General features: G+C 62.9%; 19 protein-coding genes and 1 tRNA gene. 6 read left to right on the forward strand and 14 right to left on the reverse strand.

Features of this window, described 5'->3' with window-relative positions; all coding sequences use genetic code 11:
- Positions 1-86: 86 nt before the first annotated feature.
- The 3 genes from ACJ8IM_RS16385 to ACJ8IM_RS16395 form a co-directional block, all read right to left on the reverse strand.
- Positions 87-1490: a glycoside hydrolase family 1 protein gene (locus ACJ8IM_RS16385; RefSeq protein WP_033650003.1), complete on the reverse strand. Its 1404-nt coding sequence runs from the start codon at positions 1488-1490 to the stop codon at positions 87-89.
- A gap of 14 nt (positions 1491-1504) precedes the next feature.
- Positions 1505-3367, reverse strand: coding sequence for a PTS beta-glucoside transporter subunit IIABC (gene bglF, locus ACJ8IM_RS16390; protein ID WP_033653990.1), 1863 nt, complete (start codon positions 3365-3367; stop codon positions 1505-1507).
- A 257-nt stretch (positions 3368-3624) separates the two neighbouring features.
- Positions 3625-4383: an SDR family NAD(P)-dependent oxidoreductase gene (locus tag ACJ8IM_RS16395; RefSeq protein ID WP_033653989.1), complete on the reverse strand. Its 759-nt coding sequence runs from the start codon at positions 4381-4383 to the stop codon at positions 3625-3627.
- Positions 4384-4497: 114 nt separating this feature from the next.
- On the opposite strand from ACJ8IM_RS16395, the gene ACJ8IM_RS16400 reads away from it, so the two are divergent.
- Complete coding sequence (locus ACJ8IM_RS16400; RefSeq protein ID WP_033636600.1) at positions 4498-5361, forward strand: LysR family transcriptional regulator; 864 nt, start codon at positions 4498-4500, stop codon at positions 5359-5361.
- A 93-nt stretch (positions 5362-5454) separates the two neighbouring features.
- Positions 5455-6204: an NAD-dependent epimerase/dehydratase family protein gene (locus ACJ8IM_RS16405; RefSeq protein WP_033653988.1), complete on the forward strand. Its 750-nt coding sequence runs from the start codon at positions 5455-5457 to the stop codon at positions 6202-6204.
- Positions 6205-6236: 32 nt separating this feature from the next.
- On the opposite strand, the gene ACJ8IM_RS16410 is transcribed toward ACJ8IM_RS16405, so the two are convergent.
- The 8 genes from ACJ8IM_RS16410 to ACJ8IM_RS16445 all read right to left on the reverse strand — a co-directional run bounded on the left by ACJ8IM_RS16410 (position 6237) and on the right by ACJ8IM_RS16445 (position 14184).
- Positions 6237-7403: an MFS transporter gene (locus ACJ8IM_RS16410; protein ID WP_033653987.1), complete on the reverse strand. Its 1167-nt coding sequence runs from the start codon at positions 7401-7403 to the stop codon at positions 6237-6239.
- 173 nt (positions 7404-7576) lie between these two features.
- On the reverse strand, positions 7577-8317 hold the full coding sequence (locus tag ACJ8IM_RS16415; protein WP_101455712.1) for a nucleotidyltransferase domain-containing protein: 741 nt from the start codon (positions 8315-8317) through the stop codon (positions 7577-7579).
- Position 8318: 1 nt separating this feature from the next.
- On the reverse strand, positions 8319-8831 hold the full coding sequence (locus ACJ8IM_RS16420; RefSeq protein ID WP_033653986.1) for an Mpo1 family 2-hydroxy fatty acid dioxygenase: 513 nt from the start codon (positions 8829-8831) through the stop codon (positions 8319-8321).
- Between the two features lie 71 nt (positions 8832-8902).
- The gene (locus ACJ8IM_RS16425) at positions 8903-9346 is read right to left on the reverse strand and encodes a universal stress protein (protein WP_033636596.1); all 444 of its coding nucleotides are present in this window, start codon (positions 9344-9346) and stop codon (positions 8903-8905) included.
- Positions 9347-9367: 21 nt separating this feature from the next.
- Positions 9368-10141, reverse strand: coding sequence for a siderophore-interacting protein (locus ACJ8IM_RS16430; protein WP_033653985.1), 774 nt, complete (start codon positions 10139-10141; stop codon positions 9368-9370).
- Positions 10122-11567: an efflux transporter outer membrane subunit gene (locus ACJ8IM_RS16435; RefSeq protein WP_033653984.1), complete on the reverse strand. Its 1446-nt coding sequence runs from the start codon at positions 11565-11567 to the stop codon at positions 10122-10124. Before ACJ8IM_RS16435 ends, ACJ8IM_RS16430 begins: the two co-directional genes overlap by 20 nt.
- Entirely contained in the window at positions 11564-12607 is a 1044-nt protein-coding gene (locus ACJ8IM_RS16440) for an HlyD family secretion protein (protein ID WP_033653981.1), read from the reverse strand. Before ACJ8IM_RS16440 ends, ACJ8IM_RS16435 begins: the two co-directional genes overlap by 4 nt.
- Positions 12608-12648: 41 nt before the next feature.
- On the reverse strand, positions 12649-14184 hold the full coding sequence (locus ACJ8IM_RS16445; protein WP_033653979.1) for an MFS transporter: 1536 nt from the start codon (positions 14182-14184) through the stop codon (positions 12649-12651).
- Between the two features lie 140 nt (positions 14185-14324).
- Here ACJ8IM_RS16445 and ACJ8IM_RS16450 point away from each other — a divergent pair, with 140 nt between their 5' ends.
- Positions 14325-15227, forward strand: coding sequence for a LysR family transcriptional regulator (locus ACJ8IM_RS16450; RefSeq protein WP_033653977.1), 903 nt, complete (start codon positions 14325-14327; stop codon positions 15225-15227).
- Positions 15228-15425: 198 nt separating this feature from the next.
- Positions 15426-15764: a colicin E1 family microcin immunity protein gene (locus ACJ8IM_RS16455; protein WP_050438982.1), complete on the forward strand. Its 339-nt coding sequence runs from the start codon at positions 15426-15428 to the stop codon at positions 15762-15764.
- Between the two features lie 146 nt (positions 15765-15910).
- On the opposite strand, the gene ACJ8IM_RS16460 is transcribed toward ACJ8IM_RS16455, so the two are convergent.
- The 3 genes from ACJ8IM_RS16460 to ACJ8IM_RS16470 all read right to left on the reverse strand — a co-directional run bounded on the left by ACJ8IM_RS16460 (position 15911) and on the right by ACJ8IM_RS16470 (position 18722).
- Positions 15911-16005 (reverse strand) — tRNA-Sec (locus ACJ8IM_RS16460).
- Positions 16006-16103: 98 nt separating this feature from the next.
- Entirely contained in the window at positions 16104-17447 is a 1344-nt protein-coding gene (locus tag ACJ8IM_RS16465) for an esterase-like activity of phytase family protein (protein ID WP_033653976.1), read from the reverse strand.
- A gap of 75 nt (positions 17448-17522) precedes the next feature.
- Complete coding sequence (locus ACJ8IM_RS16470) at positions 17523-18722, reverse strand: cyanate transporter (protein ID WP_072008410.1); 1200 nt, start codon at positions 18720-18722, stop codon at positions 17523-17525.
- Between the two features lie 126 nt (positions 18723-18848).
- Between ACJ8IM_RS16470 and ACJ8IM_RS16475 the strand changes: the two genes are divergently transcribed.
- Positions 18849-19703 (forward strand): LysR family transcriptional regulator, encoded by an 855-nt coding sequence (locus ACJ8IM_RS16475; protein WP_033653975.1) that lies wholly within the window; start codon positions 18849-18851, stop codon positions 19701-19703.
- A 128-nt stretch (positions 19704-19831) separates the two neighbouring features.
- Positions 19832-21220 (forward strand): amidohydrolase family protein, encoded by a 1389-nt coding sequence (locus tag ACJ8IM_RS16480; RefSeq protein ID WP_033653974.1) that lies wholly within the window; start codon positions 19832-19834, stop codon positions 21218-21220.
- The last annotated feature ends 63 nt before the right edge of the window (positions 21221-21283 follow it).

Raw genomic sequence — 21283 nt, forward strand, 5'->3', positions numbered from 1 at the left:
AGCATTCCCTGGGAGAGAATTTCCCATCATGAACAGCAGCGAATAACGTTAGGTTAACGCCCGGCGCTTGCCGCCGGGCTTAGAGGTTAGCGTCGGTCTTTCAGGCTGGCGCCGTTGCTGTGGATCACATCGCGATACCAGAAGAAACTCTTCTTGCGGCTGCGCGCGAGGCTGCCGTTGCCGGCATCGTCCCTGTCGACGTGAATGAAGCCGTAGCGCTTCGACATTTCGGCCTTCGAGGCGCTGACCAGATCGATCGGCCCCCAGCTGGTGTAGCCCATCACCTCGACGCCGTCGTCGATCGCTTCCGCCACCTGCACCAGATGGTCATTGAGGTAGTTGATGCGGTAGTCGTCGTGGATGCTGCCATCGGCTTCGACGCGGTCTTTGGCGCCCAGCCCGTTCTCGACGATGAACAGCGGCTTCTGATAGCGGTCGTACAGCACGTTGAGCAGGTAGCGCAGCCCGATCGGGTCGATTTGCCACCCCCACTCCGAGCTGGCCAGATGCGGGTTCGGCACCATATCGAGAATGTTGCCGCGCGCCGTCTCGTACTGCTCCGGATCGGCGGTGACGCAGCCGCTCATGTAGTAGCTGAACGAGATGAAGTCGATAGTTTCGCGCAGCGTTTGCCGATCTTCCTCGGTGATTGCCACCTGAATGCCGTTTTCACGGAAGAAGCGCTGCATATAGGCCGGGTAATAGCCGCGCGCCTGCACGTCGCCGAAGAACAGCCAGTCGCGGTTTTGCCGCTGGGTTTCCAGCAGATCTTCCGGCTTGCAGCTCAGCGGATACAGAATGCCGCCCAGCAGCATGTTGCCGATTTTGCCCTCCGGCACGATCTCGTGGCAGGCTTTCACCGCTTTGGCGCTGGCCACCAGCTGATGATGGATCGCCTGATAGATGGCGCTCTTGTCGCTCTCCTGCGGCAGGCCGACGCCGGTGAAGGGCGCGTGCAGCGACATGTTGATCTCGTTGAAGGTCAGCCAGTGTTTGACCTTGTGCTTGTAGCGTTCGAACACGGTGCGCGCATAGCGTTCGAAGAAATCGATGGTGCGCCGATCGCCCCAGCCGCCGTAGTGCTTCACCAGGCCGTAAGGCATCTCATAGTGCGACAGCGTGATCAGCGGCTGAATGCCGTACTTCGCCATCTCGTCGAACAGCCGATCGTAGAACGCCAGCCCGGCTTCGTTCGGCGTCTCTTCGTCGCCCTGCGGGAAAATACGCGTCCAGGCGATCGAGGTGCGCAGGCACTTGAAGCCCATTTCGGCGAACAGCGCGATATCCTCCGGATAACGATGATAGAAATCGATCGCCACGTCCTTGATGCCGCTGTCGCCCGCCGTGCGCGGCGTGATGGCGCCGAAGATGCCCTGCGGCTGCAGATCGGAGGTCGACAGCCCCTTGCCGTCGGCCTGATACGCGCCTTCTACCTGGTTCGCCGCTACCGCGCCGCCCCACAGAAAATGTTGCGGAAACTTGCCGTTCATCGCTTGCTCCTCAATTAACGTAATAAAGTCAGCAGCGGCGCCTGTTCCTGCACCGGAGACAGGCCGCTGGTCAACACGTCCACGTAGTCATCGCTGTTGGTGATGATGATCGGCGTGGTGGTGTCATAGCCGGCGGCATGGATCGCCGCCTGGTCGAACTCGATCAGCAGATCGCCCGGGGCGACCCGCTCGCCTTCCCGCACGTGGGCGGTGAAATGCGCCCCGTCCAGCTTCACGGTATCAATGCCGACGTGGATGAGAATCTCCGCGCCGTCGTCCGATTCGATGCCGATGGCGTGTTTGGTTTTGAACAGCGACGCCACGCTGCCGCTCACCGGCGCCACCACGCGCCCCTGCTGCGGCGCGATCGCCACCCCTTTCCCCAGCAGGCCGCTGGCGAAGGTCGCGTCGTTCACCTGATCCAGCGGCACGATGTCGCCGGCGATCGGGCTGAGGATGGCCTGTTTGCGGTTAAGCGGCGCGGCGGCTTCAGGCTGCGCCGTCTCTTCCGCCGGCGCGACGCCGAACAGGTAGCTGGCCAGCGCGGCGAACACGAACGACAGCAGTGTGCCGCCGATCGCGCCCCATACCGTGGCGTCGATGCCGCCGCCGGGGATGATCTGCGCGAAGGTGAAGACGCTCACCAGGCCGAACGAGTAGACCGAGGTCTGGAAGTAGCCGATCACCGCACCGCCCAGCGCGCCGCCGATGCAGCCGAAGATGAACGGGCGTTTGTTCGGCAGCGTGACGCCGTACACCGCCGGTTCGGTGATGCCGAAAATCCCGGCGCCGATGGCAGAAGCGGACAGCGCCCGCAGTTTGGCGTCGCGGGTGCGCAGCATCACGCCCAGCGTGGCGCCGACCTGCCCCATCACCGCCGGCAACAGCAGCGGCACCATGGTGTCGCGCCCCAGCACGCTCAGGTTATTGATCATCAACGGCACCAGTCCCCAATGCAGGCCGAAGATCACGCACACCTGCCACATCGCCCCCATAAAGGCGCCGGCAACGATCGGGTTAAAGGCGTAAATGCTCTGATAGCCGTTGGCCAGCAGGTGGCTGAGCCAGGTCGCCGCCGGGCCTATCAGCAGGAAGGTCAACGGCACGGTGATCGCCAGGCACAGCAGCGGCGTGATGAAATTGCGCAGCGCGCTGTGGATCACCCGGTTAAACAGCGGCTCCAGGCGGCAGGATACCCAGGCCGCGAAGATGATCGGGATCACCGACGAGCTGTAGTTGATGAAGGTCAGCGGAATGCCGAAGAAATACTCGCGCACCGCCCCCGGCTGCTGCGCCGCTTCGAACGCCGCCATCATCAGCGGATGCGTCAACGCCCCGCCGATCGCCATGGTGACGAAGGGGTTGCCGCCGAATTTTTTCCCGGCGGTGTAGCCGAGCATGATCGGGAAGAAGTAGAACAGCGAGTCACTGGCGGCGAACAGCATTTTGAAGGTGCCGCCGCTCTCCAGCAGCCAGCCGCAGGCCAGGCTCAGCGCCAGGAAGCCTTTCAGGATCCCCGAAGCGGCCATCACCCCGAGCAGCGGGGTGAAAATGCCGGACACCAGATCGATAAAGCGGCTGAGCAGGTTGTCTTTTTTGCCGCCCGCGTCGTCGCTCGGCGCGCCGTCGGCCAATCCGCCAACCCGGTTGACCGCGTCGAACACCTCCGCCACGTGGTTGCCCACCACCACCTGGAACTGGCCGCCGCTCTCCACCACCATAATGACCCCAGGATTTTTCTTCAGCGCTGCCGCGTTGGCGCGATTGTCATCGCGCAGCTTGAAACGCAGGCGGGTGGCGCAGTGCACCAGGCTTTTCACATTGTCGCGGCCACCGACGCCGGCCAAAATCTCACTGGCTAATGTGTCATATTTCATACGGTTATCCTTAGACTTCGCGTTCTGCCGCTCCCCCCGCACTGGCCTGGCGCTGAGGCGGAATTCGGCGCAAAAAAAAACCTAAACCTCGCGGCCTCTGCCCCATCGGGGAACAGAAACGCGAGGTTTAGGTTTTGCCTGCCGTAGCAGTAACAACCCTAAATCGGTTGAGTTATGACGTTAACACCGCGGATTTTGCCGGCGCAAGGCTTTGCACCGGCAAATTGCCGAACTGTGATCGCGGAGGCAAAACGGCCTCAATGCGCGAAATAATGCATGCCGCCATCTACCGGGATCACCGCGCCGGTGATATATCGCGCGAGCGGGGAGCAAAGAAACGCCGCCAGATACGCCATGTCTTCCGGTTCGCCGAAGTAGCCAATCGGGATATGTTGCGCAATGAACGCCTGGCGCGCTTTATCACAAGCGTATAAGCGCTCGCGGATCTGTTCACTGTTGATACGCCCGGGTTGCAGCGTATTGACGGTAATCCCCTGCGCAGCCACGTCGCCGGCCAATCCTTTGGCCCACAGATGCAATGCGCCCTTGGCGGCGCTGGCGGCGCTCAGGCTGCGCGGCTCCATCGAGCCGCTGATATTGATAATCCGGCCCCAGCCTTGCGCCTGCATGGCCGGCAACAGCGCCTGAGTCAATCTACGGGCCGGCGTGAAGTTCAAAGCAAAGGCTTCATGCCAGCTGCGATCGCTGTCGCTCAACGTCGTGGGGTGAAACGCGCCGACCGCGTTGATCAGAATATCGACTGTCCCCACCTGGCGCAGCGCCTGCGCCGCCAAACGGGCGAGAGCCTCAGGCTCGGTCACATCGGCAACGATCGCCTGCGGACGCGCCGCCCCTTGCCGTTCCACCTCATCCGCCAAGGCCTGCAGCCGGTCACCGCGTCGTGCGGTGGCCACTACCTTGACCCCTTGAGCGGCCAATACCCTGACCATGCCGGCACCGATCCCTTCGCTGGCACCCGTGACCAATGCCGTGCGTTGCTGTAATTGCAGATTCATAAGAAACCTTAATTGAATAACTCAATTTAAGAGGAAACGTTCACACATTGAATCACGCCGTTATTCGTGTGAATATTCCCGAAAACCGCATCATCAATGTGCAGGAATTCACCGATGTTTGACTGGCAGGATTTAAAACACTTCGTGGCGCTGGCGCGCACCGGTTCGTTGTCGGCGGCAGCGCGGGAGCTGGGTTGCGATCACGCCACCGTCGGGCGACGCGTAGCGGCGCTGGAACAGGCGCTCGGCCTGCGTTTGATCGTACGGCTGCCGCGCAGCACGCCGTTGACCCAGGACGGGCAGGCGATTGCCGGGCTGGCGGCGGAGATCGAGGCGCAAAGCCAGGCTATTGCCCGCCATGCGCGCAGCGCCGGCGCAACGCCCCAGGCCGGCGTGCGCATCAGTGCGCCGCCGTCGATCGCCGCGCATATTCTCGCGCCGCGCATTGCCGCATTTAACCAGGCTTTTCCACAGATCGTCGTCACGCTGTCGGGTGAATCGGCGCTCGCCGAGCTGGATCGCGGCGAAGCCGACATCGCCGTGCGCATGGTGCGCCCGCAGCAGCCAGAGCTGCTGACGCAGCGCATCGGCATGATGCGCTACGCGCTGTATGCCGCACCCGAGCACGCCGCACTGCCCGACGCGGCGCGCCGCTTTCTCGCCTATGACCATCACTACCAACAGCAGCCACATCAGCAATGGCTGCAACAGCTGTTGCAGGGGCGTCCGGTGGTCTTTCAGGCCAGCGATCTGTTTTCACTGCAACAAGCGGCGCGTTCAGGGCTGGGTGCCGCCGTTTTGCCGACGTTCGTCGCCGATGGCGATCCGGATCTGGTCCCGTTGCCCACGGCCAATGCCGCGCCAACGCGCGAGCTTTGGCTGGTGACATATCCCGATTTAGCGCGCACCGCTGCCGTGCGCGCGGTGATGAATTTCCTGGTCGAAACGCTCGGCAAAACGTGCCCATTACCGGCATAAAGCATCAGAATGACTAATATAAATACTGGACAAAAGTCACGCGGGGGATTATTACTGGTCAACGCGTAATCGAGAGTAGGGATGGCAGTCATCATGGTGTTGCGTACTGATGTAGGACGGATTCTGATCACCGGCGCCGGCGGCCGGGTAGCCACGGCGTTTCGTCTGGCGATGGGCGATCGCTACCCGCTACGGTTGGCGGAACGAGACATCAGCCTGCTGAGCGATCGGCAGCCGGGCGACGAAGTCATCAGCTTCGACATCGCCGATCTCGATGCCTGCCGCGCGGCCTGCGCCAATATCGACACCGTGTTGCATCTGGCGGCCGATCCCTCCCCCGATGCCGACTTCTGCGGTTCGTTGATGGACAACAACATTCTCGGCACCTTCAATATCTTCCGCGCGGCGAAAGACGCCGGCTGCCGCCGGGTGGTGTTCGCCAGCAGCGCGCAGGCGATGGAAGGCTATCCGCTCGATTACCAAATCCGCCCGGACGACGCGCCGAAGCCGAAGAACCTGTACGGCGCCAGCAAAGCCTTCGGCGAAGGCATCGCCGCCTACTTCGCCCATCAGGAAGGGCTTTCCGCCCTGTCGGTGCGCATCGCCAACTTCACCACCCTCAGCCCGGGCGATCGGCTCAGCGCTCGCGACATGAGCGCGTTCCTCAGCCATCGCGACGCCGCCGATCTGCTGGAGCGCTGCATTCGCGTCGAAGGGGTGCAATATGCGGTGGTGCACGGGGTTTCCAATAACCGCTACACGCGTTTATCGCTGGAAGAGACCCGTCGCCTGCTGGGTTACGCCCCGCAGGACGATGCGTTCAGCCTGCTCGGCTTTGAGTAGGTGCGGCGAGCAGGCCCGCCGCATCTGCGTATTTAGCCGTTGGCGTAAACGACTTTTGCGGCGGTGCGGCTGGTGAACAACACCAGCAGCAGCGCCAATCCGGCGATAATCGCCCCCATCACCGGCACGAAGCTGTAGCCCAAACCGGCGGAGACCACCGCGCCACCGGCGGCGGCGCCCAGCGCGTTGCCCAGGTTGAAAGCGCCGATGTTGACCGAAGACGACAGCCCCGGCGCTTCGCTGGCCACGCGCATCACGCGCATCTGCAGCGGCGGCACCACGGCAAAGGTCGCCGCGCCCCAAATCACCATGCTCACCGCCGCGCCGATGTCACTGCGCGCCAGCAGCGGGATCAGCAGCATGATGGCCACCAACAGCAGCAGGAAGCCCTTCAGCGTCGCGCTCTCGGAACGGTCGGCGAACTTGCCGCCGAGGTAGTTGCCGATGGAGAAACCGACGCCGATCAACACCAGCATCACCGTCACGAACAGCGGCGTCGCCTCGGTGATGTGCTGCAATACCGGCGAGATGTAGGTATAGAGCGTGAACATCGCGCCCGCCCCCAGCACGGTCGTCAGCAGCGCGGTCAGCACCTGCGGGCGCACCAGCACCGACAGCTCGCGCTTGACGTTAGGGCGCGCCCCGGCGCTGCCTTTCGGCAACGAGAACCACAGCCCCAGCATGGCGATCACGCCCAGCCCGGCCGTCGCCAGGAACGACATGCGCCAGCCGATGGTTTCACCCAGCCAGGTTGCGGCAGGCACCCCGCCGATATTGGCGATGGTCAGGCCCATAAACATGGTCGCCACGGCGCTGGCCTGTTTCTCTTTCGGCACCACGCTGGCGGCCACCACCGAACCGAGGCCAAAGAAGGCGCCGTGGTTCAGGCTGGTGATGATGCGCGACAGCATCAGGGTGGTGTAATCCGGCGCGATAGCCGACAGCACGTTGCCCAGGGTAAAGATCGCCATCAGGAAAATCAGCGCGCTTCTGCGCGCCCGGTGCGACAGCAGCAGCGTCATCAGCGGCGCGCCGACCATCACGCCGACGGCGTAGGCGCTGATCAACATGCCGGCCATCGGAATGGAGACGTCCACCCCTTTGGCGATGGTCGGCAGCAAGCCCATGGGAGAGAATTCGGTGGTGCCGATGCCAAACGCCCCTACCGCCAGCGCTAACAAGGGATAATTCACTTTCATGCAACAACTCCGGTTTACCGCTGCCGAAGCGCGGGAACAGTTAAGATGCCGAAAGTATGACATTGATCACAACAAAGATAAGCAGGCGGGAGGCTAAAAGACTTTTGCAAATTTGTTAAAAGTGCGGCGGATATCGGCATCCGCACCCAGTGTGGTCACGCATGATGGCCGGTCTACAGCTGCCCTTCCATCCACGCAAGAAAATCCATCATCCGGTCGGCAAAGGCAGCGTCATTCGCCTCGCCAACCGCATGAGCCAGCAAGAACGCCATGTCAGCCTGCTGTGCCGGATAGCGCGCCAGCAGCTGCTCGGCATAGTCGGTTAGCGTTGTCGGCCAGAATGCGCTGTCCTCGGCGCGCAGCATGTTGGTAGCTCGGATCATTTTTCTGGCCGCTTCGCGCTTTAAGCGCCTCTCATCCGATACCGTCCTTGCCTGCAGCAGCTGCTCCCGATAGCGCACCAACACGGGCCGTAAATCGGCATTGACCGCCAGCGCGATGCGCCGATCGGGCCGAAACAGCGGAAAAGCGGCGGACACGTCTTCGCCCCACAGGCAGCGGCAGTGATGCTTCAGCCAAAATCCCCAGGAATGACAATGCTCCGGCGCCAACGCCTCATCAACGCTGCCGATGTCAAAGTCGACCTTGCTCACGATCCGCTGCTCCAGCTGAAAAGCCTGCCGCCACGCCTCAAGGCGCTGCAACGCCTCGCTATCGGCCGGCTTGATGAGCAACAGCGTGATGTCCAGATCGGACACGCCGGGAATGGCTTCGCCGCGCGCGACGCTGCCGTAGAGGTAAATGCTGTGGATGAGCGTCGGGAATTGGCGCGGTAGCCCTGTCGTCAGCGCCTCCAGCAGCGGGATAAAAGCCTGCTGCAGCGGAAACGCCGTCACCGTAGGAATCAAGCCCACCTCATGCCCTCCCGCTACGCACTTTGCCCGAGCGCATTTCGATGTTCCGCTGCAGTTCACGCAGCCCGCCGGCCAGGAAGCAGGCTTCCGCCAGCACGAACAGCGGGCCGATGATAAGGCCCGTCACGTCGTCCATAAACGCCGGTTTTCGCCCCTCCCAGAAATGCCCGACAAACTGAAACAGCCAGCCGATGACGAAACCGCCGATGCCGATGCTCAGCCACGCCGCCGTCGACAGCGACGCCACCCAGGCGCCGATCCCGAGGCACAGCAGCAGCAACGCCAGCATCATGACGCCAAGGCGCAGGCTCAGCCGCAGGTAATAGAGGGCCGCGACGATAACCACCGCGCAGGCCGGCGAAAACGGCAGCCATCCCGCCCCCCACGCCGGCCGGGAGAGCAGCGCCAGGAGGCTGACAACGATCAGCGGGATGCCGATAAAATGCGTGGCGATATTGCGCGCATCGCGGTGGTAGGCGGCATAAGCGGCAAGTTGATCTTCCAGGCTTCGCATGTTGACCTCCGGTATGTTCGGCCTTCGTCGCCGAACGCGCGCAGCCGCATGCGGCTGCCCTTACCCATAGCTTAGCGCGGGATCACCAATACCGGTTGGCCAATCTCATCCAGCAGGCCGCGCGTGACGGAGGCGTTCAGCCAGCGCCCCAACGAAGACAGGTGGCGGTGCGAGATGATCAGCAAATCGCAGTTGAACAGCGCCATCTGTTCCGGGATCACCTCGATGGGCGCCCCGGCGGCCAGCAGCCCCTGGGCGTTGAAGCCCATCTGTTTCAGCGCCCGCGTCACCTGTCCGACCTGCTTTTCCGCCAGCGCCTCTTCGCGCTGGGCGGCGGGATATTCCTCGCGCTCGTCGCTGTCGAAACGCAGGCCGCTGCGGCTGAGCGTGAAGGCATTGTCTACCACCGTCAGTACGATCACGCCGCCGATGCTGCCTTGCAGACGCGCCATAAAATCCAGGGCATTGCCGCTGTGTTCAAAACAGTCCACCGCCAATAACACTCTCTCAATCATAACAACCCTCATTCGCCCGAGTTAAATCGCACCCTTGAAGTTAGCTTCGCCCTTTTTCCAATAACCCTTGGCAAACAGCGCAGCGCGGGAAATGCCCATTTCGTTGATAAAGCGCGCCTTCAGATAAGCGGCGACCTGGTGTTCGCAGGCCAGCCACACCTGCCCTTCGCCGGGCGGCAGCTCGCAATGGCTGACGGCCTGCACCAGCGGGCTGTTCATCACGCTGTCGAAATGTCGGGTGCGGATTTGCCAGCTGTTCACCTGCAAAAAGGAGTAATCGACGTCCTGAATCTCCTGCGCATCGCCCACTTCGGCGAACCACAGCACCGGCAACGGGGCAGACAGCGAGGCGAGGATGGTGCGCATGGCGGGCAGCGCGGTCTCATCGCCCAGCAACAGCAGCCAGCGGGTTTGCGGCAACAGACGAAAGCCGCCGGAGCAAGGGCCGGCGAACCCCAGCTTGTCGCCCGGCATCGCGTCACGCGCCCAGTTCGACGCCGGGCCTTCGCCGTGCAGCACCATGTCGATATCGAAGGTGCGGGCGAGTTTGTCGATGCCGCTCAGGGTGTAAGCCCGTCCGGCCAGCGTGTCGCGCCACGGGAAGAACACCTTGACCCAGCTGGCCGGCTCCTGCGCGCGCGGATCGGCGATAAACTTATCCACATCGTCGCCGCTCAACGTGATACGGCGGATCCGGGCGGTGACTTGCCGCACGGCGCTCACCCTGGCCTCCCGTTTGCGGCGGGTGTCCCTTTCCAGCATCTCGTCGACAATCTTATTCAGCGTGTTGTGCATCAGCCTTCTCCTGTGGCGCCGCAGACGGATAGGTGTGTTCCCAGCCGCCGCCCAGCGCTCGATAGATATTCACCACGGCGATCGCCGTCTCCTCCTGAGAAACAATTTGCGCGGACTGCAGATCCAGCAGCGCACGCTGCGTGCTCAGAACATGGATAAAATCGCTGGCGCCGTTCAGATAGCTGTCGCGCGCCAGCGCAAACGCGTGCCGGTTGGCGGCCAACGCCTCGGCCAGGTGCGTCTGGCGGCGCTGCTGGGCGCGATAGCCGGAAAGCGCGTCGTCGATCTCGTGCCAGGCACGCAGCACCGTTTGCTGGTAGGCGATGGCCATTTCCTGCTGCCGGTATTCGCTCAGGCGTACCCGCTGGGTGATTTTCCCCCCGTCGAACAGCGGCAGATACAGGGTGGGGCCGATGGCGAAGGTATGCGTGGACCAACTGCCCATATCCGCCAGCGCCAGCGCCTGATAGCCCGCGTTGCCGGTCAGCGTGATGCGCGGATAGTAGTCAGCGGTGGCGACGCCGATCTCGGCGGTCGCCTGATGCAAACGCGCCGCCGCTTCGCGAATATCCGGCCTGCGCAGCGCCAGATCCGACGGCACGCCCATCGGCACCGCGCGCGCCAGCGTCGGCAGCGGCCCCGTCGGCGACAACATCGCTTTCAGCGCGCCCGGCCGCTCGCCCAACAGCAGGCTGATGGCGTTGATCAAGCGTTCCTGCCGATCGACCAGCGTCGGCAGCAGGGCATCCACCTGCGCCAACTGCACCTGCGCCTGATCGATATCCAGTTCGTTGCCCGCGCCGCTTTGATAACGGCTTTGCGTCAGCTGCAGCGTGCGCAGCGCCGTGGCGCGGTTTTCCTGCGCCACCGCCAGCTGCTGCTGCGTGGCGCGCAGGCGCAGATAATCGCTCGCCACCTCCGCCGTCACCGACGTCAGCAGCGCGCGCCGATTCTCCTGCGAAGCGGCGAAGCCGGCGCGCGCGCTTTCCGACGCGCGACGCAGCTTGCCCCACATGTCCAGCTCCCAGCTGGCGCTGAATCCGCCGCGCCAGAGGTTATAATCCGCCTCTCCGCCGTTGCCAGACGGATCCATGCTGCCCACCGAGGTGGCGCGCTGGCGCTGATAAGCGCCGTCCAGGCTCAGATCCGGCATCAGCGCCGCCTCGGTCACGCCCAGCAGGGCGCGGCTTTGCTGCATGCGCGCCGTGGCGAGCTGCAGATCCAGGTTGCCGGCCGCCGCGCGCTGCACCAGTTGCGACAGCGGCGCGTCGTTGAATATCGACCACCAGGCCACCGGCAGCGCCCCGCCGCCGGCCTGCTCGCCCCAGTTATTGGGCAGCGCGTTCTGCGGCCGAGCGTAGTCCGGCCCTACCGCCCGGCAGCCGCTCAGCGCAATCAACAGCAGCGGGATCACGGCTCTGTTCATTGCAGGCCTCCGTCCAGCGTATTGATGCTGACGTCCGCGGACATCCCGACGCGCAGGGCGCTCAGCAAGGCGGCGTGCTCCTTGTTGCTATCAAACACGATCTTCACCGGGATCCGCTGAACGATCTTGGTGAAGTTGCCGGTGGCGTTCTCCGGCGCCACGGCCGCGAAGCTGACGCCGGAAGCCGGCGCAATGCTGTCCACCTGCCCTTTCAGCGTTTGGCCGGGAAAGGTATCGATATGGATGTCCACCGACTGCCCGTGCGCAATGTTTTCCAGCTGGGTTTCCTGGTAGTTGGCGATGATGTACAGCTTGTCCTGCGGCACGATGGCCAGCAGCGCATCGCCCGGTTTGACGAACTCCCCGACCCGCAGGCTTTTCTTGCCGACCACGCCGCCGATCGGCGCGGTGATACGGGTGTAAGACAGGTTCAGCTCGGCCATCGCTTTCTTGGCCTGCGCCAGCGTCAGCTCGGCATCGCTGTCCGCCAGCTTGGCTTGCAGCACCTGCTCCATGTTTCGCGCCGCTTTGAGCGTCGCCTCCGCCTGCGCCACATTGGCGGAAAGCGTGTGCACCCGCGTTGTCGCCTGCTGCGCCGCCTGCTGGGAGCCCGCGCCGCTGCTGGCCATTCTCTGGTAGCGGTTCTGCTCCTGGCGCGCAAACGCCAGCTCCGCCTGCGCCGCCTGCCGCTCCGCCTGCGCGGCGGCGATCAGCGCACTCTGGCGGGTGAGGTTAGCCCTGGCGTCGTCCTGCCGGGCGCGGGCGGATTGCTCCTGCGCCGTCGCCTGCGCCAGCGCGACGTTGAATTCACGCGGGTCGATCACCGCCAGCAATTCCCCCTGTTTGACCCACTGGTTGTCCCTGACCAACACCTGCGCAATTTCACCGGCAATCTGCGGAGAAATACGCGAGATATCGGCGCGAATATAGGCGTCGTTGGTATTCTGCTGTGTCTCTTTAATAAAGAATTTATTGATTAATAACCCCAGCGTAATGACGGTAACCGCCAATACGGCGACGGCGACTTTCTTGTTAGCCATAAAAGTGACTCCACTTAATATTTATTTCTGATGATAAAATGTCAGGCGGCGACCGAACGCGGCGGATAAATACGGGTCGGCATAAATAAAATCAGCGCGGTCAGTAATAACGCCAGGCCGGCAACCAACAGATAAAGATCGGCGCTGGCCAGCACGTGGCCCTGCCGGGCGGCAAGCTGCGCCAACTGCTCCGCCGACCCCGATGCGCGGCTGTAGGCCGAGCCAAAACCGTCGGCGATCGTGCCGGCGTGATAGTCCCCGCGCTGCCGACTGAGCAGCGCGATGGCGCCGCCGGCCGCGGTGGCGGCGAAACCCTTCACCGCGTTGAACCAGGCCGCCGCAAACGGCCCGTCGGTCGGCAACAGCCCGCCGGTCGCCTGCATCAGCAGGGGGATGATCGCCATCGGTTGAGCGACCGCCTGCAACAGCGCGATAACGCGAAACGTGTCGCCGTTCCATTCCGGCGTCAGCTGGGCGGCCAGCACGCAGGCGGTGGCCATCAACAGCAGGCTGATCGCCAGCACCCAGCGGCAATCCACCCGCGGCGTATTGCAAATAATGGCGACAATCGGCAGCGTAATTAATTGCGGCAACGCCACCCACAGCATTAAGTCGGAGGTTTGTTCCTGCCGATAGCCCTGAATCGCGGCTAAATATCCCGACGTAATATTGACCAGCGACACCATAATTAACAGCACGCCACCCAGCGTAATTAAGGAGAAAGACAAATTCCTTTTGCTTAATAGCTGCAAATTGAAAAAGGGCAGCGGGTGATACCATTCGTTAATCAGAAATAATGCCAATAGCCCGATGCCGCCCAACAATAAAACGTAGATCAGCGGCGAGTTCAGCCAGTCGAGGCGCTCCCCCTGTGAGATGCCCATCGTCAGCATGCCGAGTGCCATGCCGCCGAGCAGCAGGCCGCGCCAGTTGAACTGCCGCAGGCGCTCCAGCCGCAACGGATCCTGCGGCAGACCGTAGCCGATACACACGGCGGCGATCGCCATCAGCGGCAGGTTCCAATAGAAGTACCCGCTCCAGCCCCAGTGAAAGGCAAAGGCGGCGGCAGTGGCGCCCAGCGTGGCGCTCCAGGCGGAGACCCAGCCATAGGCGCCCAGCCCCAGCACCTTGATCAGCGGCGGCATAAAACGCAGCACCACCGTCATCAGCATCGGTGGCAACGCGCCGCCGGCGAAGCCCTGCAGGCTGCGCACCGCCAGCAGCGCGCCATACTGTTCTCCCAACCAGGGCGTCAGCAGTCCACCGGCCAGGTAAATGCCGCACATCGTCAACGCCACCCGGCGCAGCGAAAAGGTCGGCCAAAAACAGGGCGTGAACCCGGAACCGATCACAAAGCCGGTGACATAACAGGTGGTCAGCCAGCTGCCGGCATCGAAGCTCAGCAGCATGCCGCCCTGTATATCCGCCAGCGCGAACTTGCTGGCGTTTTCCCCCACGCCGCTGGCCATCACCGCCAAAAACACGCCGAACAACCCCAGCCAGGTTCGGCCGTTGATTTCGCCGGCGCTGGCGAGCCATCGATTTTTGTGGTGCGGCGTAACAGACACCTCAACCATTCCCCACTCCTGCTGTTTCAGCCTCAATCTTTGTTGTCGTGGGCAGTATCCGGGCTTACTTCGATTGTTTAAAATGAAATGATGTAATTAACTAGTTGCACAAAACGCAATCCATAGAGCGCACCATTACCGGAGAGGCCATGCCGCAAAAAATTGATTTCAACCTGATCTATGCGCTGAATCTGCTGCTGGAAGAAGGGAGCGTGAGCGGCGCCGCCGAAAAGATGAATCTGAGCGCGCCGGCGATGAGTCGCATTCTGGGGCGCATCCGCCGGCAGTTCGACGACCCGATCATGGTCAGAGCCGGTAAGCATCTGGTGCCGACGCCGCGTGCGCTGGAGTTGAAACGCCAGCTCGGCGAGATCATCGAGCAGGCCGCCGCGCTGATCGCGCCGAATGAATCCTTCGAGCCCGGCAAGCTGACCAGAACCTTCACCATTCGCGCCAACGACATTTTTATCGGCGCGCTGGCAGGCGGCTTGCTGGAGACGCTGCGGGACATGGCGCCGCTGAGCGGCCTGAAGTTTATCGCCGAAAGCGACGGCGAGGATGACGCGCTGCGCAGCGGCAAGGTGGATCTGGTGATCGGTTCCTCACGCGACTGGCACCCGGAAATCAAGACGCAGAGCCTGTTCACCAGCACCTTTCAGGCGTTGGTGCGGCCGGGGCACCCGATCATTGGCCGGGTAACGCCCGAAACCCTGACCCATTACCCGCATATCAGCGTCTCCCGCCGCGGGCGCACCCAGGGGCCGATCGACGACGCGCTGCGCGATCTTGGCCTGCAGCGCAACGTCGCCCTGACCCTGCCGGGCTTCCATTCAGCAATGATGCTGACCATGAAATCGGACTTTATCCTGCCGCTGCCGCGCCACGTGCTGCAGGGGGTGAGCAACATCCACCTGCCGTTGGCGGAGATCGAGCTGCCGCTCGAGCTGGAATCAGTATTTATCGTGCAGGCCTGGCACCCTCGCCTCGATCGCGATCCGGCGCACCGCTGGCTGCGGCAGACCATCAAGCAGTTCTTTTTGCAAAGGGAGTGAAGGGGTTAGGTGTTGGGGAGAGGGACGATCGCGGCAGAACCCAAATACGTCTGCCAGATAAGCCGGTAACATGGCATTTTGCCGAAGCCCTGCGCATACTCAGACGTCTTGGGTAAACCGCGCGACGCGGGCAATGGCATCGGTATTCCATTTCGCCAAGCACGAAACAGAAAGGAACTCATGCCCAGGGAGGCACAAATGACCAAAGCGTATTATTGGAAAAGTCAGGTGTGGGGAGCGGCCTATTTTTTTACCGCGCTTTATTACATCTATTCTTTCCAGGACATGGTGAATATCGCACTTTCGTTGATCCTCTCCATCCTGAGCTTTTTACTGTATCCCTGTGCTAAAAAAGGCATTGAAACGGCCGCCCTGCGGTTCACGAGTGAAGAATTTTGGCACCGCGGACTGTTCGCCGATACCATAGGCAAAAATGGCGTGCTGATCCTGTATTATGCATTCTGTTATGTCATGGCCGTGCCGCTGGGCGCCCTGTATCTGCTTGCCCTGTTCCTCAGAAATAAAAAGGCCGCGTAAGCGGTTTTTACGTCAAGGCTTACCGCCTCGTAGTCCTTCTTCATGAACGTTTCTTCTACCCACGCAAGCCGCACTATCACAAAATGAGAGGAGTAAATTACCCCTACCGGAGCCGACAATCACAGGGGAGATTGGGAGATATTGATTGGCGGAAGATCACAGGAGTCGAACCTGCCCAGGACCGCTGGCGGCCCCAACCGGATTTGAAGTCCGGCCGCCCCACCGGGGACGAGGATCTTCCTTGGAGAAGAGAAGAAGCAAGGCGCTGATTATAGCGCAGTTTGTTCGCTGCGCTAAGCGGGAAATGGCGGCCGCCGGCGATTCGGCGGCCGGGGAGCGCTACTTCAGGAAATCCTTCACGTCCAGCAGGATGAACTCGTTGTCATCCGCCATATTGGGCTGGCGGCTGGAGGAGAACGGGAAGTTGTTGTCGTTGCCGACGATGATGTGGTTGGCGTCCACCACGTCCACGTTCTCGATGGTGAAGAACGGGAAGGTCAGCACGCCGTCGTTCAGCGGCTTGCGCGCCAGCTTGTTAGGATCCTGAATGTTCATCAGGTCGATATAGCCCAGTTTTTCGACCGGTTTGCCGACGTTGGCGTCCGAGAAGGCGATTTTATACACTCGCTTGAACTTGGCCACCTGGCTGAAGCAGTTGTCGGTCGGCGCGCCTGCGGCGCAGGCTTTATCCGGCGTGCCTTCGCCGTTGTCGCGCTCGATCACCAGCCCGTGGGTGGCGTCGATCATGTTGAAGTCGCCGATGGCGTTCTGGTTGTCTTCCAGCACGTACTGCCAGCTGCGGCCGGTCCAGGCCTGCTGTTTCACGTCGAACTCCAGCACCCGCAGGTAGCGTTTGCCGCCGACGTTCTCGAACTGCTCGCCGTCCCACAGCGCCCCTTCCAGCAGCGGGTACAGCTTGCTGCCGTCCGGCGAGGCGGCCATGCCTTCAAAGCCTTTGGAGCGCGCCACTTGGAAGTTCTGCTTGCCGTCCGGCGCGCCCGGCAGGGTCAGCGTCGGGTTGTCCGGCGATTTCACCACCTTGCCGTCCACCTGGGTGTCGAACACCGCCAGCACTTTGCCGTTCAGGTCGGCCTTGATCAGGTAAGGCCCGAATTCTTCGCCGATCCACAAGGCATCGTCGGCAAACTGGAAGCTTTCCGGATCGAAATCGCTGCCGGTCAGATAACGCTGCTCTGTGCTCTCGTTGATGATGTGGAACGGCACCTTTTTATCCGGATCGTGCAGGAAAACCGTCTTCAGCGGTGCTACCGTACCGTCTTTGAAATCGATCTTGTAGTGGTTGAGATACAGCATGGCGTCCGGCGAGTTGGCCTTGCTGCCAAAGCCGTTGTCGGTCAGCACCCAGTAGGTGCCGTCGGGCATGTGTTTGATGCCGGAGTGGCCCTGCAGCGGTTGGCCTTCGATCGGCAGGCCGAGGCCGGTCAGGCGATCGGCGGATTTGCCCGCCACGCTGCCCAGCTCGGTGACGCGTTTGCCGCTGGTGTACTTACCGCTCAGCTGCAGATCGCTCGGCGCGTCCTTCGGCGTGGAAACGGTGGATTTCACCGGCAGCAGCGCATGCCCGGCCAGCGTCGCTTGCACCGGCTGCGCCTCGGCCCACAGGTTGGCGCTCAGCGCCATGCAGCCGACCAGCAGCGCCAGCCGGGTTTTGGTGTTGTGCATGTCATTGTCCCTTTTCGTTGTTATCGCCCAGAAGTAAAAGCAACGTCACTATAGGGAGCGGCAATGACAGAAATATTATTCGGCGAACGCCCGCCGGTAGCTGTGCGGGTGGAAGCGCCAGGTGATGGCGATCAGCACCACGACCAGCAGCGCGTGGATCTGCCAGTCCAGCACGAAGCCACCGCTGTAGTCGCGCAGCAGGCCGGAGAGGTAGGGTGTCACGCCCGCCAGCAGGAAGCCGACGCCCTGCATAAAGGCCACCAGCCGCCCGGCCGCCGCCGGCTGGTGCAGGTGATCGAGCGCCAGCACCAGGCACAGCGGGAACGCGCCGCCCAACCCCAGCCCAGAAACCAACACCCACAGCCACGGCAGCGTCTGCGGCAGGTAAATCAGGCCGATAAAGCCGATCAGTTGCATCATCAGCGCCAGCAGCAGCAGCGGCCGCCGGTCATGATTGCGCGCCAGCGCCGGCAACAGCAGCGCGCCCACCACCTGGCCGAAGGTCATCAGCGCCAGCAGCGAACCGCTGGCCTGCGGCTGCCAACCGAGCTGCATGTAATACGGTGGCAGCCAGGCGATCAGGCTGGTATAGCCGCCGTTGATCAGGCCGAAATAGGCGCCGAGCAGCCAGGCGCGCCGGTTGCGCAGCAGGCTTGGCCCACGGTTTTCTCCCGCCGCGCCCAGGCGCGACAGCCCGCGACTGACCGGCCACCAGGCCAGCAGCGCCACCAGCGCCGGTAACGCCCACCAGGCCAGCGCGCTGTGCCAGTCGTGCCCTATGCTCATCAGCCACGGAGTGATCGCCGCGCCCAGTCCGCCGCCGCCCATCAGCGCCGCCGACCACAGCCCGGCCACCAGCGCCATGCTGTTGAGGAAATGATGCTTGATGATACCGGGCATCACCGCCTGGATTACCCCGATGCCGAGCCCGCCCAGCACCGCGCTCATCAGCAGCTGCACGCTGCCGGGGGCCAGCTCGCGCCAAAGTGCGCCCAACCCAATCGCCAACAGGCTCAACGCCACGGCGCTACGTTCGCTGAACAGCCGGTTGATGGCGCCACCCGCCAACGCCATCAGGCCCATCATCAGCACCGGCAGCGTGGTCAGCAGCGCCGCGCCGCCAAAGCTCAGCCCGGTAGCCTGGCGCAGCGTCGGCAGCAACGGGCCGATCGAGGTCAACAGCGGCCGCATGTTCAGGCCGATCAACACCAGCGCCAGCAGCAGAGGGTTGAACCAGCGGCGCGAAGAAGGTGAATTAACAGAATGATTTAACACGGTATATTCCTGGTACTGCAAAATGAAGAGTGCGGCGTCACAGCGCGATCGCCGCAGCGTTGCGTTACTGTAGGCAACGCCGCTAGTATTGGGAAATTAAATAATAAAATAGCCAACAGTGGGAAAATGAATCGCTACCCGATGTTCAATCCGCAGCTGCTGCTCAGCTTCGTCGCCGTATGCGACAGCAACAGCTTCACCCGCGCCGCAGAGCGGGTGTTTTTGTCGCAGTCCACCGTCAGCCAGCAGGTGCGCCGGCTGGAAGAGATGCTGGGCAAACCGCTGTTTGAGCGCTCATCGCATCAGGTGCTGCTGACCGAAGAAGGCGTGAAGCTGTTGAGCTACGCGCGCCGCATCATCGCGCTGAATGAAGAAGCCCACGACGCGCTGACCGGCATCTGGCGCGACGGCGTGCTGCGGATCGGCATGCCGGAAGATTTCGCCGTGCCCACCACCGAGCTGCTGGCCGACTTCAGCCGCGAGCACCCGCACCTGCGGCTGGACGTCGCCAGCGGCCTGAGCGCCGATCTGCACAGCGCCTACGCGCGTGAAGAGCTGGATCTGATCCTGGTGAAGCAGCGCCGCCGGCAACCGCCGCGCGCCGCGCGGCCGGAACCGCTGCTGTGGTTGGACAGCCTGGCCTTCCCGGCCATCGAGCAATCGCCGGTGCCGCTGGCGGTATTTCCGCTCAGCGGCCTGTACCGCGACGAGCTGTGCCAGGCGCTGGACAACCTCGGCAAACGCTGGCGCATCGGCTACAGCAGCGCCAGCCTGGCGGCGCTGACCGCCGCTTCCGCCGCCGGGCTGGGCGTCACCCTGTTGCCGGCCGGCTGCCGTCTGCCCACGCATCGGGTGCTGGGCGAAGCCGAAGGATTGCCGCCGATAGACAGCTTCGAACTGGCGCTCTACTACCGCGACGGCGCCCCCGCCGCCACGCTGTCGCTGGCCCAGCGGCTGGCGGTGTTTTGCGGGTTGATATAAACGCCGGCACACGCCGATCATTACCAAATCGAATAGTCACCAGTGGCAAATGTCGCTGCCAACCGGCCGGTTCCTCTCCTAAATTGGGGGATGTTTTCACCCCTCACCTCTGGATTAAGGAACCGAACGTGGAAAACCCTCAACAACCGGGCCGCAGAGCCTTCCTCAGCCAAACCGGCAAACTTACCACCGCCTGCGCGGTGATCGGCCTGACGGGTGGCATGGTGCAGGCCGCGTCACCGGGCGACGGGCAGTGCGCACCGGCATCGATGACCCTGACCGATCGCCACTACTGCCTGAGCGAGGTGCGGCTGGAAGATGGCTTTGAATACGACGGCGACACGGTGATCGGCACCCGCACCGCGCTGTACACGCTGGAGATCAAAGACGGCAAGATCGCCGCCATTCACGCCGCCAACGCCGCGTTGCCCGCCGGCGTGCCCCGCTATAAGGCGCAGGGCCAGCTGCTGCTGCCGGCGTTTCGCGACATGCACATCCACCTGGACAAAACCTTCTACAGCGGCCCGTGGCAGGCGCCGCGCCCGCGCCAGGGCAAGACCATCATGGACATGATCGCACTGGAGCAGACGCTGATCCCGAAACTGCTGCCCACCTCGCAGCAGCGGGCGGAAAACCTGATCGCCCTGCTGCAGTCCAAGGGCAGCATCGTGGCGCGCAGCCACTGCAATATCGATCCGGTCAGCGGCCTGAAAAGCCTGGAACACCTGCAGCGCGCGCTGGAAAACCACCGGGCGGACTTCAGCTGTGAAATCGTCGCCTTCCCGCAGCACGGGCTGTTGCACTCCAAAGTCGATGCGCTGATGCGCGAAGCTATGCAGATGGGCGTGCAGTACGTCGGCGGGCTGGATCCGACCAACGTCGACGGCGCGATGGAGCAATCGCTGGACGCCATGTTCCAGATCGCCCTCGATACCGGCAAAGGCGTGGATATCCACCTGCATGAGACCAGCCCGGCCGGGGTCGCCGCCATCAACTACATGATCGCCACCGTGGAGCAAAACCCGGCACTGCGCGGCAAGGTCACCATCAGCCACGCTTTCGCCCTGACCACGCTGACGCCGGGCGAACTGGCGGAAACCGCCACCCGGCTGGCGGCGCAGCAGATCACCATCGCCTCTACGGTGCCGATCGGCGGCCTGATGATGCCGCTGCCGCAGCTCAGCGAGAAAGGGGTGTTCGTGATGACCGGCACCGACAGCGTGATCGACCACTGGTCGCCGTTCGGCACCGGCGACATCCTGGAGAAGGCCAACCTGTACGCCCAGCTGTACCGTGGCTCCGACGAGTATCACCTGTCGCGCGCCATGACCATCTCCACCGGCGGCGTGTTGCCGCTGGACGATAAGGGCCAGCGCGCCTGGCCAAAAGCCGGCGACGCCGCCGAGTTCGTGCTGGTCAACGCCAGCTGTTCCGCCGAGGCGGTCGCCCGCCTGCCGGCGCGCAGCGCCACCTTCCATCAGGGGCGTCTGGTGGCCGGCCAGGTGAGCAAAGCCTAAGGTCGGTCCGCTGTTGTCATCATGATGGCCGTTTTTGGCCTTCTGCCAGAGTAAGGCGCGGCG

The organism is Serratia sp. CY33525 (assembly GCF_052169115.1).
GTDB classification, from domain to species: domain Bacteria; phylum Pseudomonadota; class Gammaproteobacteria; order Enterobacterales; family Enterobacteriaceae; genus Serratia; species Serratia sarumanii.

Excerpts from the sequence above, each read along its gene's own strand:
- ACJ8IM_RS16450 (WP_033653977.1), top strand. The coding sequence starts at position 14,325 with ATGCCGCAAAAAATTGATTTCAACCTGATCTATGCGCTGAATCTGCTG.
- ACJ8IM_RS16400 (WP_033636600.1), top strand. The coding sequence starts at position 4,498 with ATGTTTGACTGGCAGGATTTAAAACACTTCGTGGCGCTGGCGCGCACC.
- bglF (WP_033653990.1), bottom strand. The coding sequence starts at position 3,367 with ATGAAATATGACACATTAGCCAGTGAGATTTTGGCCGGCGTCGGTGGC.
- ACJ8IM_RS16440 (WP_033653981.1), bottom strand. The coding sequence starts at position 12,607 with ATGGCTAACAAGAAAGTCGCCGTCGCCGTATTGGCGGTTACCGTCATT.
- ACJ8IM_RS16475 (WP_033653975.1), top strand. The coding sequence starts at position 18,849 with ATGAATCGCTACCCGATGTTCAATCCGCAGCTGCTGCTCAGCTTCGTC.
- ACJ8IM_RS16465 (WP_033653976.1), bottom strand. The coding sequence starts at position 17,447 with ATGCACAACACCAAAACCCGGCTGGCGCTGCTGGTCGGCTGCATGGCG.
- ACJ8IM_RS16445 (WP_033653979.1), bottom strand. The coding sequence starts at position 14,184 with ATGGTTGAGGTGTCTGTTACGCCGCACCACAAAAATCGATGGCTCGCC.
- ACJ8IM_RS16455 (WP_050438982.1), top strand. The coding sequence starts at position 15,426 with ATGACCAAAGCGTATTATTGGAAAAGTCAGGTGTGGGGAGCGGCCTAT.
- ACJ8IM_RS16385 (WP_033650003.1), bottom strand. The coding sequence starts at position 1,490 with ATGAACGGCAAGTTTCCGCAACATTTTCTGTGGGGCGGCGCGGTAGCG.
- ACJ8IM_RS16405 (WP_033653988.1), top strand. The coding sequence starts at position 5,455 with ATGGTGTTGCGTACTGATGTAGGACGGATTCTGATCACCGGCGCCGGC.
- ACJ8IM_RS16425 (WP_033636596.1), bottom strand. The coding sequence starts at position 9,346 with ATGATTGAGAGAGTGTTATTGGCGGTGGACTGTTTTGAACACAGCGGC.
- ACJ8IM_RS16395 (WP_033653989.1), bottom strand. The coding sequence starts at position 4,383 with ATGAATCTGCAATTACAGCAACGCACGGCATTGGTCACGGGTGCCAGC.
- ACJ8IM_RS16435 (WP_033653984.1), bottom strand. The coding sequence starts at position 11,567 with ATGAACAGAGCCGTGATCCCGCTGCTGTTGATTGCGCTGAGCGGCTGC.
- ACJ8IM_RS16410 (WP_033653987.1), bottom strand. The coding sequence starts at position 7,403 with ATGAAAGTGAATTATCCCTTGTTAGCGCTGGCGGTAGGGGCGTTTGGC.
- ACJ8IM_RS16420 (WP_033653986.1), bottom strand. The coding sequence starts at position 8,831 with ATGCGAAGCCTGGAAGATCAACTTGCCGCTTATGCCGCCTACCACCGC.
- ACJ8IM_RS16430 (WP_033653985.1), bottom strand. The coding sequence starts at position 10,141 with ATGCACAACACGCTGAATAAGATTGTCGACGAGATGCTGGAAAGGGAC.